Source organism: Mycoplasma sp. 1573 (genome assembly GCF_053851775.1).
In genome coordinates this window covers 226,004-242,295 of sequence record NZ_JBSQBG010000002.1, presented here as the reverse complement: position 1 = coordinate 242,295, position 16,292 = coordinate 226,004, and the positions used below count along the sequence as shown (strand labels likewise).

Annotated in this window: 17 protein-coding genes and 5 tRNA genes; 19 read left to right on the top strand and 3 right to left on the bottom strand. The window is 30.3% G+C overall.

The genetic code is table 4. The features are described 5' to 3' along the window. Positions 1 to 22: 22 nt before the first annotated feature. Together ACWXVT_RS02645 and cdd are read right to left on the bottom strand one after the other, a co-directional pair. Positions 23 to 1,414 carry a hypothetical protein gene (locus ACWXVT_RS02645; protein WP_455967988.1) on the bottom strand — a complete coding sequence of 464 codons (1,392 nt, stop codon included), beginning with the start codon at positions 1,412 to 1,414 and terminating at the stop codon, positions 23 to 25. 10 nt (positions 1,415 to 1,424) lie between these two features. Beyond that, positions 1,425 to 1,829 (bottom strand): cytidine deaminase, encoded by a 405-nt coding sequence (gene cdd, locus ACWXVT_RS02640; protein ID WP_455967986.1) that lies wholly within the window; start codon positions 1,827 to 1,829, stop codon positions 1,425 to 1,427. A 193-nt stretch (positions 1,830 to 2,022) separates the two neighbouring features. Here cdd and infC point away from each other — a divergent pair, with 193 nt between their 5' ends. From infC to ACWXVT_RS02600, 8 genes are all read left to right on the top strand, one after another. Then, positions 2,023 to 2,670 carry a translation initiation factor IF-3 gene (gene infC / locus ACWXVT_RS02635; protein ID WP_455967985.1) on the top strand — a complete coding sequence of 216 codons (648 nt, stop codon included), beginning with the start codon at positions 2,023 to 2,025 and terminating at the stop codon, positions 2,668 to 2,670. Beyond that, positions 2,651 to 2,839, top strand: a complete 189-nt coding sequence (gene rpmI, locus ACWXVT_RS02630) for a 50S ribosomal protein L35 (protein ID WP_438341694.1) — start codon at positions 2,651 to 2,653, stop codon at positions 2,837 to 2,839. The genes infC and rpmI overlap by 20 nt, the downstream gene beginning before the upstream one ends. Before the next feature lie 10 nt (positions 2,840 to 2,849). Continuing rightward, on the top strand, positions 2,850 to 3,206 hold the full coding sequence (rplT, locus tag ACWXVT_RS02625) for a 50S ribosomal protein L20 (protein ID WP_438341806.1): 357 nt from the start codon (positions 2,850 to 2,852) through the stop codon (positions 3,204 to 3,206). 65 nt (positions 3,207 to 3,271) lie between these two features. Further along, complete coding sequence (locus ACWXVT_RS02620) at positions 3,272 to 3,937, top strand: 16S rRNA (uracil(1498)-N(3))-methyltransferase (protein ID WP_455967983.1); 666 nt, start codon at positions 3,272 to 3,274, stop codon at positions 3,935 to 3,937. Between the two features lie 266 nt (positions 3,938 to 4,203). Then, entirely contained in the window at positions 4,204 to 4,638 is a 435-nt protein-coding gene (gene rplM / locus ACWXVT_RS02615; RefSeq protein ID WP_438341696.1) for a 50S ribosomal protein L13, read from the top strand. Further along, positions 4,638 to 5,030: a 30S ribosomal protein S9 gene (gene rpsI, locus ACWXVT_RS02610; protein WP_438341697.1), complete on the top strand. Its 393-nt coding sequence runs from the start codon at positions 4,638 to 4,640 to the stop codon at positions 5,028 to 5,030. Before rplM ends, rpsI begins: the two co-directional genes overlap by 1 nt. Positions 5,031 to 5,060: 30 nt before the next feature. Continuing rightward, positions 5,061 to 5,137: transfer RNA gene (locus ACWXVT_RS02605), tRNA-Ile, on the top strand. A gap of 50 nt (positions 5,138 to 5,187) precedes the next feature. Further along, a tRNA-Thr gene (locus ACWXVT_RS02600) sits at positions 5,188 to 5,262 on the top strand. A gap of 64 nt (positions 5,263 to 5,326) precedes the next feature. On the opposite strand, the gene ACWXVT_RS02595 is transcribed toward ACWXVT_RS02600, so the two are convergent. Further along, on the bottom strand, positions 5,327 to 5,809 hold the full coding sequence (locus ACWXVT_RS02595; protein ID WP_438341698.1) for a dUTP diphosphatase: 483 nt from the start codon (positions 5,807 to 5,809) through the stop codon (positions 5,327 to 5,329). 50 nt (positions 5,810 to 5,859) lie between these two features. On the opposite strand from ACWXVT_RS02595, the gene ACWXVT_RS02590 reads away from it, so the two are divergent. The 11 genes from ACWXVT_RS02590 to smpB all read left to right on the top strand — a co-directional run bounded on the left by ACWXVT_RS02590 (position 5,860) and on the right by smpB (position 16,278). Further along, positions 5,860 to 5,943: transfer RNA gene (locus tag ACWXVT_RS02590), tRNA-Leu, on the top strand. 88 nt (positions 5,944 to 6,031) lie between these two features. Further along, a tRNA-Leu gene (locus ACWXVT_RS02585) sits at positions 6,032 to 6,118 on the top strand. A gap of 6 nt (positions 6,119 to 6,124) precedes the next feature. Next, positions 6,125 to 6,200, top strand: a tRNA-Lys gene (locus ACWXVT_RS02580). Between the two features lie 138 nt (positions 6,201 to 6,338). Next, a complete protein-coding gene (ruvA, locus tag ACWXVT_RS02575; protein ID WP_455967981.1) occupies positions 6,339 to 6,983 on the top strand; it encodes a Holliday junction branch migration protein RuvA in 645 nt (214 codons plus the stop codon). Next, positions 6,964 to 7,905 (top strand): Holliday junction branch migration DNA helicase RuvB, encoded by a 942-nt coding sequence (ruvB, locus tag ACWXVT_RS02570; protein ID WP_438341700.1) that lies wholly within the window; start codon positions 6,964 to 6,966, stop codon positions 7,903 to 7,905. Before ruvA ends, ruvB begins: the two co-directional genes overlap by 20 nt. Positions 7,906 to 7,971: 66 nt before the next feature. Next, positions 7,972 to 10,488, top strand: coding sequence for a protein translocase subunit SecDF (secDF, locus tag ACWXVT_RS02565; protein ID WP_455967979.1), 2,517 nt, complete (start codon positions 7,972 to 7,974; stop codon positions 10,486 to 10,488). Positions 10,489 to 10,497: 9 nt separating this feature from the next. After that, complete coding sequence (hisS, locus tag ACWXVT_RS02560; RefSeq protein ID WP_455967977.1) at positions 10,498 to 11,772, top strand: histidine--tRNA ligase; 1,275 nt, start codon at positions 10,498 to 10,500, stop codon at positions 11,770 to 11,772. A 1-nt stretch (position 11,773) separates the two neighbouring features. Then, positions 11,774 to 13,471: an aspartate--tRNA ligase gene (aspS, locus tag ACWXVT_RS02555; protein WP_455967975.1), complete on the top strand. Its 1,698-nt coding sequence runs from the start codon at positions 11,774 to 11,776 to the stop codon at positions 13,469 to 13,471. Positions 13,472 to 13,474: 3 nt separating this feature from the next. Next, positions 13,475 to 13,717, top strand: coding sequence for a preprotein translocase subunit SecG (secG, locus tag ACWXVT_RS02550; protein WP_438341704.1), 243 nt, complete (start codon positions 13,475 to 13,477; stop codon positions 13,715 to 13,717). Next, entirely contained in the window at positions 13,707 to 15,866 is a 2,160-nt protein-coding gene (gene rnr / locus ACWXVT_RS02545; protein WP_455967974.1) for a ribonuclease R, read from the top strand. The genes secG and rnr overlap by 11 nt, the downstream gene beginning before the upstream one ends. Next, entirely contained in the window at positions 15,844 to 16,278 is a 435-nt protein-coding gene (gene smpB, locus ACWXVT_RS02540) for an SsrA-binding protein SmpB (protein WP_455967973.1), read from the top strand. Before rnr ends, smpB begins: the two co-directional genes overlap by 23 nt. Positions 16,279 to 16,292 lie beyond the last annotated feature (14 nt).

The following is a 16,292-nucleotide window of genomic DNA, read 5'->3' as shown; positions in this document are numbered from 1 at the left end:
TAAAAGTCTCTTGTTCTTTTCATTATGCTTGTTGTTTATCCTGTTTTGCTAAATATTTAGCTACTTGTGCATCTTTGTGTTCTATGTAAGAAAGTGCGAATTGCTTTGAAACACGAACCAAAAGGCAAGGAGGCGTTTTTAAAGCGAAACTAAATCTTGCAACTTCATTATTTTCTACTTCGCTGGTTATGTAAGCAACTTTTTCATCATTGTATTCTTGCTTGCTAAAATCAGTATCTAAAGCAATGAAATCAATATATTTATTAGTTTCGGGGTCGATAAATTCTTTTTTTAGTGCTGGATTACTGATATAAATAATTGCTTGAGTAGTAAAATCAGTGTTTTTAACAAAGTCTTCCATCGAAGCTAAGATGGTAACTTCTTGATTGTTGTTAGTATTATTTGAAGAATTTTGTGTATTTTCAATTTTTGTATCCTCACTAACATAATCTTCATCATCAATCACTTTGTTATCCAAAAAGACCATACTGTCATCATACATTTTAGAAGCAGATAAATTAATATCAAAACCACCATAAATTACTTGATTATTTATCGCAAGTGATTTTAGTTCTAAAATGTTGCTATTTTTTGTAACATTAAGTATTGTTGGATTTTGTATTTCTATTTCATTTGGTTTATCTAAACCAGGATAGCTAACAATATATTTACCATTCTCAATCTTAACCATATTTTGTGGAAGATTTATGTATTCATTGTTAGCATCGAAAGCAAAGAGTGTTTTAGTTTTATTTTCTGCAGGATATGTAATTACTTGAAGTTTATTTTTGTTAGTTAGAAATTTGATTGTGTCATCTAAGTTTTTGTGTTGTTCAATCAAGATTTCGTCACCTATTTTCACCAAATTTCAAGGATCCTTAGATAGCGCAATAGACACTTTGTTTGCTTTGGCTTTTTGAACGCTTATTCAATTTGTTATATCTTCATCCTTTTGTTCAAAAGGGTTCAAAATATGAGTAATGAACTTACTAAAAAATGTTTGTGTTCAGTCAACGAATAAAAATTTGATTAGTTTTGAGTTACTAGACAGCTCACCAAGTGCCATTCCCTTCATATATAGTTTTAGTTGTTCAGAGTTGAATGGTAATGTTTGTAATGAACTAGATGTTAAATTTATATCGGCAATTAAACGTTGTTTTTCGATTGGATTGATTCAAAGAGATTTGTTAATGTCTTCTTTCATTTCATTGATTCAAGCGAAATTTTTATCTGTAATTTTTATATCTTCAGATGCTTCAACTGTTTTATCAACTAAATCACTTTCTGGTTGAATTCATTTTTCTTCTTTAACAGGATCTTTTTCATTTGTACTGTTACAACTTATTGCTACTAGTGGCAAAGAAGTAGTTGCAACTGTAATTAAAGGCAGTAAGAATTTAAATTGTTTTTTCATATGTTAATGTTTAACCTACTTTAATAGTTGTTGGTCAGATTGCATTTGGTACTAATTCTTCAAGTTTGAATTTCATTACTTCTTTTGTGTCATTTGAATAACAATATACTAAACTATCAGGTTTCATAAATTCACACATTACTTGACGACATCCAGCGCATGGAAATACTGGTTTTTCAGAAGATGAAATAATGTGAATTTCTTTGAATGTTCCTACTTTGGCACCTTGTACTGGTGCTGAGAATAGTGCACTTCTTTCAGCACATAATCCAGATGGAAAAGCAATGTTTTCACAATTGACTCCTCAGTATTGATTATCATTTTCATCAATTGCTAAAGCAGACACATGAAATTTTGAGTATGGAGCATAAGCTTTGTCAAGATTTTGACGTAATTTTTGTAAATCTATTTTCATACTTTAAATTTTAGCAAATGGTTAATCTAGATTAGGCTAATTAATAATTTTTTTGGACTCGGACGGTGATATATTTTTACAAATTTTTATACTAAAATGTGGTATTATTTATAAGCATTCAAAGCAAAAAGAAGATTCATTTCTCACCTGGGTTTTATTAAATCGGGTTGCTACTATATGTTTTTTTTATGTAGTGGAGAAGTGGATTAATACCACTTTTTTATTTTTAAAGGAGATAGTTATTCAATCTAACGACAATAAAGACAAAAGACCAAAATCAGAACACGTTTTAAACGAACAAATTCCTTACAAGAAGGTGTTTGTTCTAGATAGTGACGGAGAAAAAATTGGTGTTATGTCACGTGATGAAGCAATCGAAAGAGCAAAAAGCGAAAAGAAAGACTTAGTTTTAATTTCAATTGCTGACAACAAACCAATTACAAAAATTCTTGATTACGGAAAATTTAAATACGACCGTAAGAAAAAAGCTAAACAAGCTAAAGAAAAACAATCAGTCACAGTTAATCGTGAGGTTCGTCTAACTGCTATGATTGGTGATCATGACTTGCAAACTAAAGCACGTAAGTCTCGTGAATTTCTACTAAATGGTGATCGGGTAAAAGTTTCTCTAAAGTTTAGAGGTAGAGAAATGCAAAGACCAGAAATTGGTCAAGAAGTTTTAATGAAGTTTTACCAAGCAGTCGAAGATATTGCAAAAATCACTAAAGAACCTACTCTAACCAATGAAAAATTTCTAGATATGTATTTAGAAAAAGATAAGAAAAAAGTGAAACCAAATTCAAACAAAGGAGAAAACAGCGATGCCAAAAATGAAGACTAAAAAAGCGTTAGCTAAACGTATCAAAATCACTGGTAGCGGAAAAGTTAAACGTGGAAAAGCTTATCGTTCACACCTAGCTCAAAATAAATCAACAAAACAAAAAAGACAATCTCGTAAATCTGGAATGATTTCAAAATCAGATTACAAGAGAATTAAAGAATTAATCTAGAAAGGAACTTATTATGCGTGTAAAAGGCGGAACAGTTACAAGAGCTAGAAGACAAAAATGAATTAAATTAGCTAAAGGATACTGAGGACACAAATCAATCGGTTACAAAGTTGCAAAACAAGCGGTTGTTAAATCATGAACATATGCATTTAGAGACCGTAAACAAGTAAAAAGAGAATTCAGAAAACTATGAATCGCTCGTATTAATGCAGCTTCAAGACCTTTAGGATTAACATATTCACGTTTAATCGATGGACTTAAAAAAGCTAACGTGGTTATCAATAGAAAAATGCTTTCTGAACTAGCAATTAACCACCCAAAAACTTTTGAACAAATCGTTGAAAAAGCTAAAGCAGCTTTATACTAATATTCACTTTGAAAGTAGCAATGTGCTACTTTTTTAATTATAATTTTTACAAAAAAAGGAACAACATGCGCTTTATTGTTAATAAAAAAGAAAATAATTACTTCATTTTAGACCAGGAAACTATTCATCACTTAAGAGTTGCTAGACAATTTAACAAAACATTTATTTGCGTTTATGAAAATGAATTTTATCAGTGCCGCTATGAAGACCAAAAAGCTTATATTATCGAAAAATTAGACTTAAACCATGAGTTCAGTAAGCCTGTTGGTTTAGCAGTTAGTTTAATAAATTGAAAAAACTTTGAATTAATTTTACAAAAAGCAACAGAATTAGGTGTCAGTCATATTTATCCGTTCAAAAGTCGTTACAGCGAAATGAAGGTTGATGATTTTGAAAACAAAAGAAAACGCTTTGAGAAAATTATTTTTGAAGCCTGCCAACAATCATTTCGTAACAAAATACCTTCATTAAGTTCAGTGTTAAATTTTGAAGATGTATTAGCAATTAAAGATTTTGACCACCGTTATATTGCTCATGAAAAAAATCAAAGTGAAGGACATAAATTTTTCTTACCATCTTCATTGTTTTTAATTGGGCCTGAAGGTGGTTTTAGTGATGAAGAAGTAAATAAAGCTATTCATGCCGGTTTTGAATCAATTAAATTAACTAAAACAATTCTTCGTGCTGAGACTGCTGCTCTTTATGTAATTGCAAAAGTACATGATGAATAGATAAAAAGTGTGATTTTTTGGTAAAATTAAATCACTAGATTTTGCAAAATTCTAGCTCACGAAATGCGCACAAAAGCTCTAATAGTTCCGAGTAAAAAGCTTTTGTTAGTCCCGAAATGAATAAATCATTTATGCGCTATATTTATTTTTTAAATTAGCACCATTTTGAGTGTTAAACAAGTTTACAAAATTTTAACAAAATTACCTTTTTTTGTTATAATGTTAAAGCATTTATTTTTTTAAATTAAATTACATAAGGAAAGCACATGCGTCAAACTACAATCGTTAAACACTTAGAAGTTGAAAAAAAATGATACCTAATTGACGCTAAAGACTTAGTTTTAGGACGTCTAAGCGCGCAAGTGGCATCAATTCTAAGAGGAAAAAATAAACCTTCATTCACACCAAACGTGGATATGGGAGATAATGTAATCATTATCAACGCTGACAAAGTTAAATTGACAGCAAAAAAAGAAGAAGATAAAATTTACTACAGCTACTCAGGATACCCTGGAGGGCTAAAGAAAATTAATGCTAAAAACCTAAGAGCTAAAAAACCTATTGCTTTAATTGAAAAAGCAGTTAAAGGAATGCTACCACACACCAAATTAGGACACAAACAATTCAATAACTTATATGTTTATGCAGGAAGTGAACACCCACACCAAGCACAACAACCAGAAGTTTTAGAGGTTAAATAATGGCAGATGTAAGATACTACGGTCTAGGACGTCGTAAAAGCTCAGTAGCAAGAGTTTACTTAGTTCCTGGAAATGGAAAATTCACAATCAATGGAAAAGAAGCAAGAGAATACTTAAATAGTGATATACTATTAAAAGATGCTTCTCAACCATTTGGATTAACAGAAACAACTGCTAAATATGATGTTATTGCTAATGTTAACGGTGGTGGACTAAGTGGACAGGCTGGAGCTGTTAGACTAGGGATTGCGAGAGCATTATTAGAAGTAAATAAAGATTTTCGTCCAGCATTAAAACAAGCAGGAATGTTAACACGTGATGCTAGAGTTAAAGAACGTAAAAAATTCGGATTACGTAAAGCGCGTCGTGCAAGACAATTCTCAAAACGTTAATACAAATTGGCGATGTTTCGCCAATTACATGCGAGCGTAGCTCAGCTGGTTAGAGCACACGACTGATAATCGTGAGGTCGATGGTTCAAGTCCATTCGTTCGCACCATTTCATTAAGTTGACCTAAACAGCCAAACGGCTGTTTTCTTTTACAAAGTGCCACTTTAGTTTAACAGGCAAAACGGATATCTCGTAAGTATCTATCACAAGTTCGAGTCTTGTAAGTGGCACCATATGTCAAAAGGCAAAATAAAAAATCACTCTTTCAGTAAAAAGTACTGTATATGAGTGATTTTTTTAATATTTATTGTGTGCTCTTTGATGATTAATTTGATTCTTTCTGGCAAAACTGGCTAATATTTCTTCTTCACTAATATTAGCAACTTTAGCAAGTCCTAAGTATAGTCTATAGCAATATGTTAAATTTTTACTATTTAATTCATCTAGCAGTTTAGTACTTGCTTTATACACTTCTGCCAGTTGACGACTGAATGTCTTAGCTAATACTAATGGTTCAATAATAGGACTAATATGCATAGATGCGCTTAAAGAACTCAGAAAGTGAATTCCGTCTGCATACTCTTCTAAAAGTGCTTGACGGTTAATATTTTTGTGAACTTTTCAGTATTTAAATTCTTGAAACTCGTTAGCAAATTCACCAATTTCGACAATTAAAGCTATTACACATTTCAATTTTAAATCTTGCTCACCTGGAGCAATATTTTTACTAAATTCTTCATCTAAATCTTTTTGAGCAGCGAAAATATGTTCTAAATTCATGTATTTTATTATATATGATATACGTATTTTTGCTATATAATATTAGTTATGCCCGTGTGGCGAAATGGTAGACGCAGTTGACTCAAAATCAACCGAAGAGATTCATGCTGGTTCGAGTCCAGTCACGGGCACCAAAGCGCAGTAAAGCGACCAAACTTTTTTATTTTTTATAAAATAAAAAATTATATTTGTGTATAATATTAAAGCAATCTAAGCAGAGTTGCCCAGGTGGCGGAATAGGTAGACGCAAGGGACTTAAAATCCCTCGGTGGCAACACCGTGCTGGTTCAAGTCCAGTTCTGGGCACCATGATATGCGCCCTTAGCTCAGCAGGTAGAGCAAATGGCTTTTAACCATTGGGTCAGAGGTTCGAATCCTCTAGGGCGTACCATTTCAAGAAATTGACCAAAATAGCCTTCGCGGCTATTTTTTTTTTTTTTTTTGTATCTTTCTCACATTTTTCTCATTTTTTCCCATTTAACAATCCGTGTTGTTTTTGTGTTGTTTAATTAGGTTGAGGTAAACGAAAATGATAATTTATAAATATGGAAAAATTGTTCACACTAATAAAAATTACATTATTTTAGAAAATAACCGAGTTGGAGAACTAATTTATGTTCCAATGGTTGAGAGATTTAAAAAAGACGAAAATATGAAAGTTTTTGTCCATGAGTACGAGACAGAACACTTTAAAACAACGTATGGATTTGAAAATTTCAAGGAATTAGTAGTCTTTGAAGATCTACTTTCAATACAAGGAATTGGACCTAAAACTGCATTATCAGTACTAAATATAGGTTGAGAAAAAGTAGTTGAATATGTTGCTAGTGCAAACATTAACAAATTGAATTCAATTCCTTATCTAAGTAACCGCTCAGCAAGACAACTGATCTTTGAATATCAACCTAAATATGAAAAATTCTTGCAAAAGAAAACTCCTGAAGATGAAACAGAAAACAATGAGTTTGAAGCAACTAAAGGAGAAAATAAGACTATTATTTCAGAAAATGCTCATAACATCGAAAAAAGTTTGCGTATCTTAGGGTTTAGAAATAGTCAGATAAAAGAAGCTATGCAAGAAATAAATGTTGATCAAGAACTTGATAAAGCTGTTGAAGAAGCAATTAAAGTAATTTCATCAAAACACGCCAATAATGCAATTGTTCAAAATTAGTACTTTCGATGAATTTATCGGGCAAGATAAAATTAAAGAAACTTTGAAAGTTATGATCGATTCAGCAGATAAACAGCACAAGCTAATTGATCATTTACTTTTTTATGGTCCGCCAGGATTAGGAAAAACGTCCTTAGCAACAATTATCGCTAACGAAACTAAGAGAAATATAGTTTTCGTTCAAGGACCTTTACTAGAAAAACGCAGTGATTTAATCACTATGTTTTCATCTATTCAAGAAAACGACATCATTTTCATTGATGAAATTCATTCTGTCAACAAAACCTTGCACGAATTGTTGTATTCTGCAATGGAAGAAGGTAAAATTGATATTGTTTTAGGTGTAGATGGTGACAAAAAAATCATGCGTTTAAAACTTAATAATTTTAGTTTAATTGCTGCTACAACTAAGTTTGAATTACTCACTCAACCACTTAAAGATAGGTTTGGATACATTGCTAGACTCAAAAATTATAGTAACGCTGAAATATGCAAAATAATTGAAAATTCTGCTTTGAAAACCAATATGAAAATAGACCCAGAAGCCATTAATTTTATTGCAAAAAATTCTCGTTTCACGCCGAGAATCGCTAACAATTTATTAAAGAGATGTCATGATTTTACACTATATGAAAACCATGATGTAATAACAAAATCAATGGTTCAAAAGACTTTTGATTATTTAGGGGTTTTTAGTTTAGGTTTTAGTGATTTACAGATACAATATTTAAAAACGTTAGTTACTATTTTTGACCAAAAACCTGCTTCTTTGGATGCTATATGCAGTCTTTTACGTGAAAGTAGGCAAACAATATTGCACGATGTTGAACCGCATTTATTAGCTAACAAGTTTATTATCAAAACTTTCAGAGGACGAATGATTACATCAAAAGGAGTTGATTACATAAGTCAATACATCTAATTTTTATTATTCTAGCAAGGTTTAATCATAGATTAAAAACCTGGCTTTCTAGTATAATTTAAAAATATGAATTACGAAAACAATAAAAATCCAAAAAACAAGCTAAGATGACTGATTACTTACGTTGGAGTGTTGTTAATTTCGATTGCATTAATAATTGCAGTATCATTAGGTTTTAAAAGTAGTAATTCAAATGCTAATTCAACCGTTAAGCAAGCTAATGTAGTTCTTAAAATTGACACTTCTGACAATGAAAACTTGAGTGAAAACACTTCCTTTTCTAACCAGGAAGTTTTTGGTGGTATTGAAAAGTTGCTTTCATACGGAAACCTTAATGAAAATTATCGTTTGTATGACGGTAATGGAGTTTTAAAATTAGAAACAAATATTAACAATGACTACGATTTAAATGAACTTGTTAATAAATTAGCGAATAAATCATACATTGTTGTAACCGATTCAACAGGAACTCCTTTATTTTACAAAAACCAATATTTCAAACCAGGTTCAAATGACAATGTAAGTTTGGATAAATTGCTTGAGGGTAATGAAGCAGACTTTGCATTGCCTTTAGAAAATAATCCAGCAAATTGAAATACCAAGCAAGCTTCTAATCGAGTATCTTTACTTCTAAGTGACAAAGGTAATCACCAATTAGATTTATTAAAACAGGACTACCAAAATCAAAGAATTTATTTCTGGATTAATCTTAAAAAGTTTGTTAATTTAGCAGAAAATCAATTTGCTTCTGATTGAGCTGCGGCAAATAAAAATCCAGTTAACTTTGCATACGAAAATAATAATGCAATTGGTTCATATGATCAAACTACTAAAAAAGTTAAAGAGCCAGTATTAAAAAATGATTCACTTAATGCAAGTAAATATTTAGTATCAGTTTCTTCTCCGTCGGTGATGACTTATGCAAAACCAGGAGATAAAATCATCTACTTATTCAATAATTATCAAGCATACTCAAACAAAGAATTAAGCGCAATCATTAATTATGCCTATTCACCATATCAATTAAAAGTTTTAGCAACTAATTACGCAACAAAAACCTTTAATTACCAAGCGATTAAGTATGTTTTAATTATTGTTTTCGCAATTATTGGTTTCTATCTAATTTTCAATTACAGAATATTAGGGTTGATTTCTTCTTTAGCTTTTGGATTAAATGGATTAGTAATTTATTTAGTGCTAACAAGTTTTGGAATTTCTTTAAGTCCATTATTAATTGTAGGTCTAATAACAACACTACTAATTGCATTTGGACTAATGAATAATTCTTTAGCTAGATTTAAACGTGAAATAGTCAAAAAAATGACACCTTCTAAAGCAATTCAAAAATCACAAAAAACAACTTTGTTTGCTTCGTTTGACACTCTGCTTTGTTTAGTTGTAGCATCAATCATGGCTTTATACCTAAGCATCAATGTTGTTTCTGTCTTTGCTTCAATGGTGATAGTTGCTTCTATTTTTACAACTATAATCATTATTGGGTTAAATAACATTATCATTTATAACTTAACAAATGTTGATCATTTTGCTTACTATCCTTGATTATTATCTTTAACAAAAGAGTTTAGATTTAAATCAAAAATTGCATTAAATTTTGTATCTAAATACAACACAATCTTTTTCGCTTTAGTTTTACCAATTGCTTTCATCATTCTATTTTCACATGGAACTAGTTTTGAAAGATCATTAGATTTATCACCATTATTGCAGACAACAAATAACTATGCAATTACAACCCTTGATGGAATCACACAAAGCACTGCTTTAGCGGTTCAAAAACAGTTAAGTGCATTGAATATCGAAAATGTGCAAATAATGCAAAATTCATTAGATAACAACACATACACAATGTTAGTTTCTTCTTCACAAGCGTTAGATTTAGCAACAGCATTGAATTCGACTGATTTAGCAAACAATTTTATTCTTGAAAATTGAACTTGATCAACTAAAGGATTTTTAAGACAATTAGGATTTTCTTGAATACCACTAATTGTGTCTCTTCTTTTAGTAGGTATCTATATCTGAATTCGTTATTCATTGATAACAACTCTAATTTATTTCATCAAAGAATATAATGTTTTTCTATTAACTATTGCCTTAATGATTATTTTCAAAATTAAATTTGATTACAATCTTGCTCTAATCTTCTTTATTGCACATGTTTTTGTTATTTACTCACATTTAATGAGCGCTAATAAAATTAAAATTCTTACTCACCAAGATACAAATCTAAAAAATTACATTTATTCTCCAGAACAAATCAAAACAATTGTCAAAAAATTGATCAATCAATCATTTAGAACATCTGTTTGATTCTTGATTTTAGTGTCGATAATTTCATTGTCATTAGCATTTACAACCAGTGAAATGCAAAATGTGTTTTTAGCAATTTTATTAATCAATCTATCAATTTTTAGTTTTGATTTCTTGCTTGCGCCACTTCTATGACAATGAATGTTAATAAACAAGTTTGCTCGCAAACAAAAACGTATTGATACTTTCTATTGATCTACTTCAAAAGTTGAAGAACAAGAATTTAGTACAATCAATGATTTCGATAAGTAAGGAGAAAATATGTATCAAAAAGTAAAAGGAACAAAAGATATTTTTGGTCAGGAAGCAAATTTATATTTACAGATAGTCGATACATTTAAGAATATTTGTCAAAAATATTCTTTTTCTTATATAGAGACACCTATCATCGAACACACTGAATTATTTGTTCGCTCTGCTGGTGAATTCAGCGACATTGTAAATAAAGAAATGTATTCTTTCCAAACACGCGGAGAAAAAATGATTAGTCTTCGTCCTGAAGGTACCGCTCCAGTAATTCGTAGTGTTGTTGAAAACAAGTTAGCAACAAATAATTACTACTTAAAAGTTTTTTATTATGGCAATATGTACCGTTATGAGCGTCCACAAAAAGGTCGTTATCGCGAATTTAGACAAGGCGGGGTAGAATTTCTTGCTCCCAAAAGTGTTGACACTAATTTTGAAATAATTAAGTTGGCAAGTGATTTTCTAAACCAAATTAACATCAAAGATTTTGTTTTAGAAATTAATTCATTAGGTTCTGATGCTTCGCGTAAAACATACACTCAACATTTGCAGAAATATTTTGCTAAGTATCAAGACAAATTGTCTGAAATCAATAAAAAGAGATTAGAAAATAATGTTTTAAGAATTTTAGATGATAAAGAACAAAATGATTTGGATTTTGTCAAAAATGCACCACAATTATGAGATTTTCTTTCACAACATGAAAAAGATGACTTTAATTCATTATGTAAATTATTGGAAAAGCACAACATCAACTATTCTGTTAATAAATCTTTAGTTCGAGGACTGGATTATTACAATGACATAGTTTTTGAATTTGTATCCACTTCACAAGCGCTGGGAACAAAATCTACTATTTTAGCTGGTGGACGTTATGATGGGATGTTAAAACAGTTAGGTGGACCTGATGTTGATTCAATTGGTTTTGCCTTTGGAATGGAAAGATTAGTTGAAATCTTGACACATAACAATTCAAACAAAAACTATTCGCAATACAAAAAAGTTTTAGTGGCTTATTTAAATGAAGATGAAAAAGAGGAAATGACAAATTTAGTTAGTCAACTAAGAAGCAGTAATGCCAAATTGAGTATTGAAATTTTCTATGAGCCTCTTTCAATTAAAAAAATGTTTAAAAAAGCAGAGCAAATTGAAGCAGACATCATCATTTTCAAAGAGTTAAATCAAGCTAAAAATCACTATAAGATTAAATATGTTGACAAAGGAAAAACCTTACTGTCTGAAAAAACAATTGAGCTAAAAAATATCGAACAATTTATTGAGGAAATTTAATATGAAAACAATATTTAACACAAGTTTGACCATTAAAAACGAAGGACAAAAAATCACTCTTTATGGTTGAATAGCAAACAAAAGAAAATTTAAAAAACAACTGTTCGTTGACTTGAGAGATAGAAGTGGAATTATTCAAGTAATTTTTACTGATGTTTCAGATCCTTTATTAACTAAAGAAAGTGCAATTGAAGTAACAGGAACTGTAACAAAAAGACTGGAAGCTAATCCAAATTTAGCAACTGGAGAGATTGAAGTTCAAGTTGAATCATACAAAATCCTTAACAGTGCGAGTCAAATTCCTTTTGAAATCAATGACAACGAAAAAAATACTGAAGCTAATGAAGACCTTCGTTTAGAATATCGTTTCTTAGATTTACGTCGTGAAAAAATGCAACAAAACATTGCTTTAAGACATAAAGTTTCACTAGAAACCCGTAAATTTTTCGATGCCAATGGATTTTTGGAAATTGAAACTCCTATTCTATGTAAATCAACACCGGAAGGAGCACGTGACTTTTTAGTTCCAACAAGAAAAAAGGGTAAATTTTTTGCACTACCACAATCTCCACAATTGTATAAACAACTTTTAATGGCTTCAGGGTTTGAAAAATACTTCCAAATAGCAAGAGTTTTCAGAGATGAAGACTCACGTAAAGACCGCCAACCTGAATTTACTCAAATTGACTTCGAAATGTCTTTTTCAACAGAAGAAGAATTGTTTAAACTTGTAGAAAATTACTATCAACACATTTTTAACTCATTAGGTTTAAAATTGAACATTCCATTTAGAAGAATGGATTTCTTTGAATCAATGGATAAATATGGAAATGATAAACCAGACACAAGATACGGATATCTTCTAACTGATTATTCAGAACTACTAGCAAGCGAAGATGCTTTAAAATTTATTGCTTTTGATAAAGATAGTTCAAACGATTGAAAATACATAACCGAAATAGCAACAAAAAATAATGCTAAAAATTTTGCTATTTACAAAATTGAATCTAACAAAATAACAGACCAAATGACAATAGGGAATAGTCTAGACAATAACCAACTTGAAAAACTACTATCGAAAGCAAACATTAGTGATGGTTCGCTATTTGTATGCTTTGGTAAATATAGTGACATAACAAAATCTTTAGGAGCTGTTCGTGTTGTTTTAAATGATTTATATCTTCTTGCTGATCCAAATCGTTATGATTTCTTATGAATCGTAAATTGACCAATGTTTGAATTTAATGAAGATAGTCAAACTTATGAACCAGCTCACCATGCTTTTACTATGATTGATGAAAAAACTATGTCTTATTTTGAAAACAATGAATATGACAAAGTTCGCGCTCGTTCATATGACTTAGTTTTAAATGGATATGAACTAGGTTCAGGTTCAGTTCGTATTAATGATCCAAAACTTCAATCATTAATGTTTGAAAAATTAAATATGTCGCCAAAAGAATATGAATCAAAATTTGGATTCTTCTTAAAAGCATTCAAATATGGTCTTCCGCCGCACTGTGGAATGGCTTTCGGACTTGAAAGAATCTTGATGATCCTAACTAATTCGCAATCAATTCGTGACGTTATTGCCTTTCCAAAAAATGCAAAACAAATTGATTTATTATCAAACTCTCCTTCAATGGTTACAAAAGACCAACTAGATGAGTACTTTTTAGCAATGAAAGGAGAAAAATAGTTAATGACTATTTGATTAGTTTTAATTGCTATAGTGGCAATCATAATCATCATTATTTCTTTTTTAATGTCACCAGATTCAAATGGTTTCAGTGGTGCCCTTGTAGGTAGTGGAGACCTTGACTTATTTAAAGTTTCAAAAGAAAGAGGTTTCAAAAAATTTCTTAAATATTCAATGATGATTTTCGGTTTTTTATTAATAATTATTGCTATTGTCCTGAGAGTTGTAATTCAAAATGGCAAATAGTTATAAACGTTTTAATTTACAAACTAAAGATATTGTTGACTTACTAAAAAAAGAAAAAAAACCACTTCAATTTATTGAAATAGCAAAGCAACTAAAAGTTGCTAAATTTCATAATAAAGAACTGTCCGAATTGATTTTTGAATGCGAAAAGCTAAGGCTAGTAGAAAAAAACCGTGAAGGTCAATATTTTGCTCTTGACTATGTAACAGGTGGTTTTTTTGAAATTTCAATAACTAACAAAAGATTAGGTTTTATTGATTTTGAAGAAGATAAAAGTGCTCTGGCTTTACCATTCCAACTAAACAATGTTTTAGACAAAGATATTGTCCATGCTGATATTTACGGCTATGAACAAGAAGAAAAAACATTTTATCGTGCTTTTGTTACTCACGTTAAGGAACATCAAAAGAAAGTTGTAGTTGGTAAATTTGTAAAAGGTTTTAATGTACCGACATTCTTTTTTGAAGCTTTTGATGATCGCGACAGAGCCAAATATTTTGTGCAAAAATTGCCAGATGATTTTGTTTACGAAACCGAGCAATTGGTAAAAATGGAAGTCTTAAGTCCTAAAGCAGGTGGGTCACGAGTAGATGTTAAGTTTATTGAATACATAGGTAACATCAATAATCCACGTGTAATAGAAAAGAAGATCATAGCTCAAAATAATATTGAAATAGATTTTGAAACTGAAGTTGAACAGCTTTCAAAATCATTACCACAAGAAGTTTTAGCTTCTGATTATCAAAATCGTAAAGACTTAACCCAATTATTTACTGTTACCATTGATGGCGATGACACAAAAGATTTTGATGATGCAATTAGTTGTCAAAAAAGATCTGACGGAACTTTCGATTTGTGAGTTCACATAGCTGACGTTTCACATTATGTCAAAGAAAATGATGCAATTGACAAAGAAGCATTGGAAAGAGGAACATCAATATATCTTCCCGACAAAGTTATTCCTATGCTTCCTTTTGAATTGTCAAATGGAATTTGTTCACTAAATCCACAACAAAAAAGATGTGCAATGACATTGCAAATGCACATTGATGAAAATGGTAAAAATATTTCGTATGAAATTTATCCATCAATAATTGAAAGTAATTATCGTTTAACTTATTCAAGAGTTAACGATTATTATGCTCAAAAACCTCACATTTTTGATTTTGAGACAACTTATTTGCTTGATACAGCATTAGATATAAGTAAACTAATTCGGAAAATAAAAAATGACGAAGGGTATGTTGATTTCGAAATAGAAGAGCCAAAAATTATTATGGATGGTGACAAGGTAGTAGACATAGTAATAAAAAAATCAGGTATCAGTGAAATGATGATTGAAGATTTTATGGTTCGTGCGAACGAAACAGTTGCGACCATGATGGCAGACAAGAAAATACCTTCAATTTATCGTATTCACGCCGAGCCAGAACCGGAAAAAATCTTTAATTTGCAAGAAGTTCTAAACTTTTTAAATTTAAATGTTAAAGTTCCTGACACTGGGCTTTCAAAAGATTTTGCCAAAATGATTGACAAAATAAAAGAAAAAGATCATTTTGATGATTTTCTTAAGGCTCACTTACTAAGAACCTTATCAAAAGCAAAATATTCAGAAATAAATATTGGTCATTTTGGGCTAGCAAGCAGTTGTTATGCTCACTTTACAAGCCCAATTAGACGTTATCCTGATTTATTATTGCATCGCCTAATAAGAGATTATATTTTTAATAGTCAGCCATTAAATGATGAAACAAAGGAATTATTAGAAAATAAAATCAGTGACATCGCCCAAAAGAACACTGATTCAGAAGTTGTGGCAATGTCAATTGAAAGAGATGTAGTTGATCTTAAAAAAGCAGAATTTTTTGAAGCTTTTGTTTCGCAAAAATATAAAGCTAAAGTGATCAGTTGTGAAAAATTCGGGGTATTTTTCGAATTGCCAAACTATAAAACCTCTATTCTTCTTAGGTTCGAAGATATTCAAAGAGAAATGGTTTCACAAATCTCGCCACTTCTTGCTAAGGGACCAACTTTAGAATTCAAAGCTGACAAAAATTATGAAATTGTAATTGCAAGCGTTGATAAAGCAAAGGGTCAAATCAACGCCTTATTACCAGAGGATTATTATGAAGCAAATAGTAAAAAATAAATATCCTCGTTATGAATATGAAATTAAAGAAACATATGAATGTGGTATTTCTTTACAAGGATGAGAAGTAAAATCATTACGAGCTCAAAATGCCAATTTAAATAATGCTTTTTGCACCATTAAAGGTAATGAAATGTGAATCAATAATTTTTACATTTCACAGTATATGAATGTTAAAGGTGATTTAGAAAGAACTAGAAAGCTTTTACTTCATAAGAATGAAATTATTAGAATTCAATCAAAAGTAGAGAGATTGGGACTGCAAATCATTCCAACTCTAGTTTATTGAAAAAATAATCACATAAAAGTAGAGATTGCTCTTGCTAAGCATTTGAAAGTACATGACAAAAGACAAAAAATAATTCAAGAAGAAAATGATAAAAAATTGCAAAAAATCTTGAAACAATACTAACCATAGCTTATAAT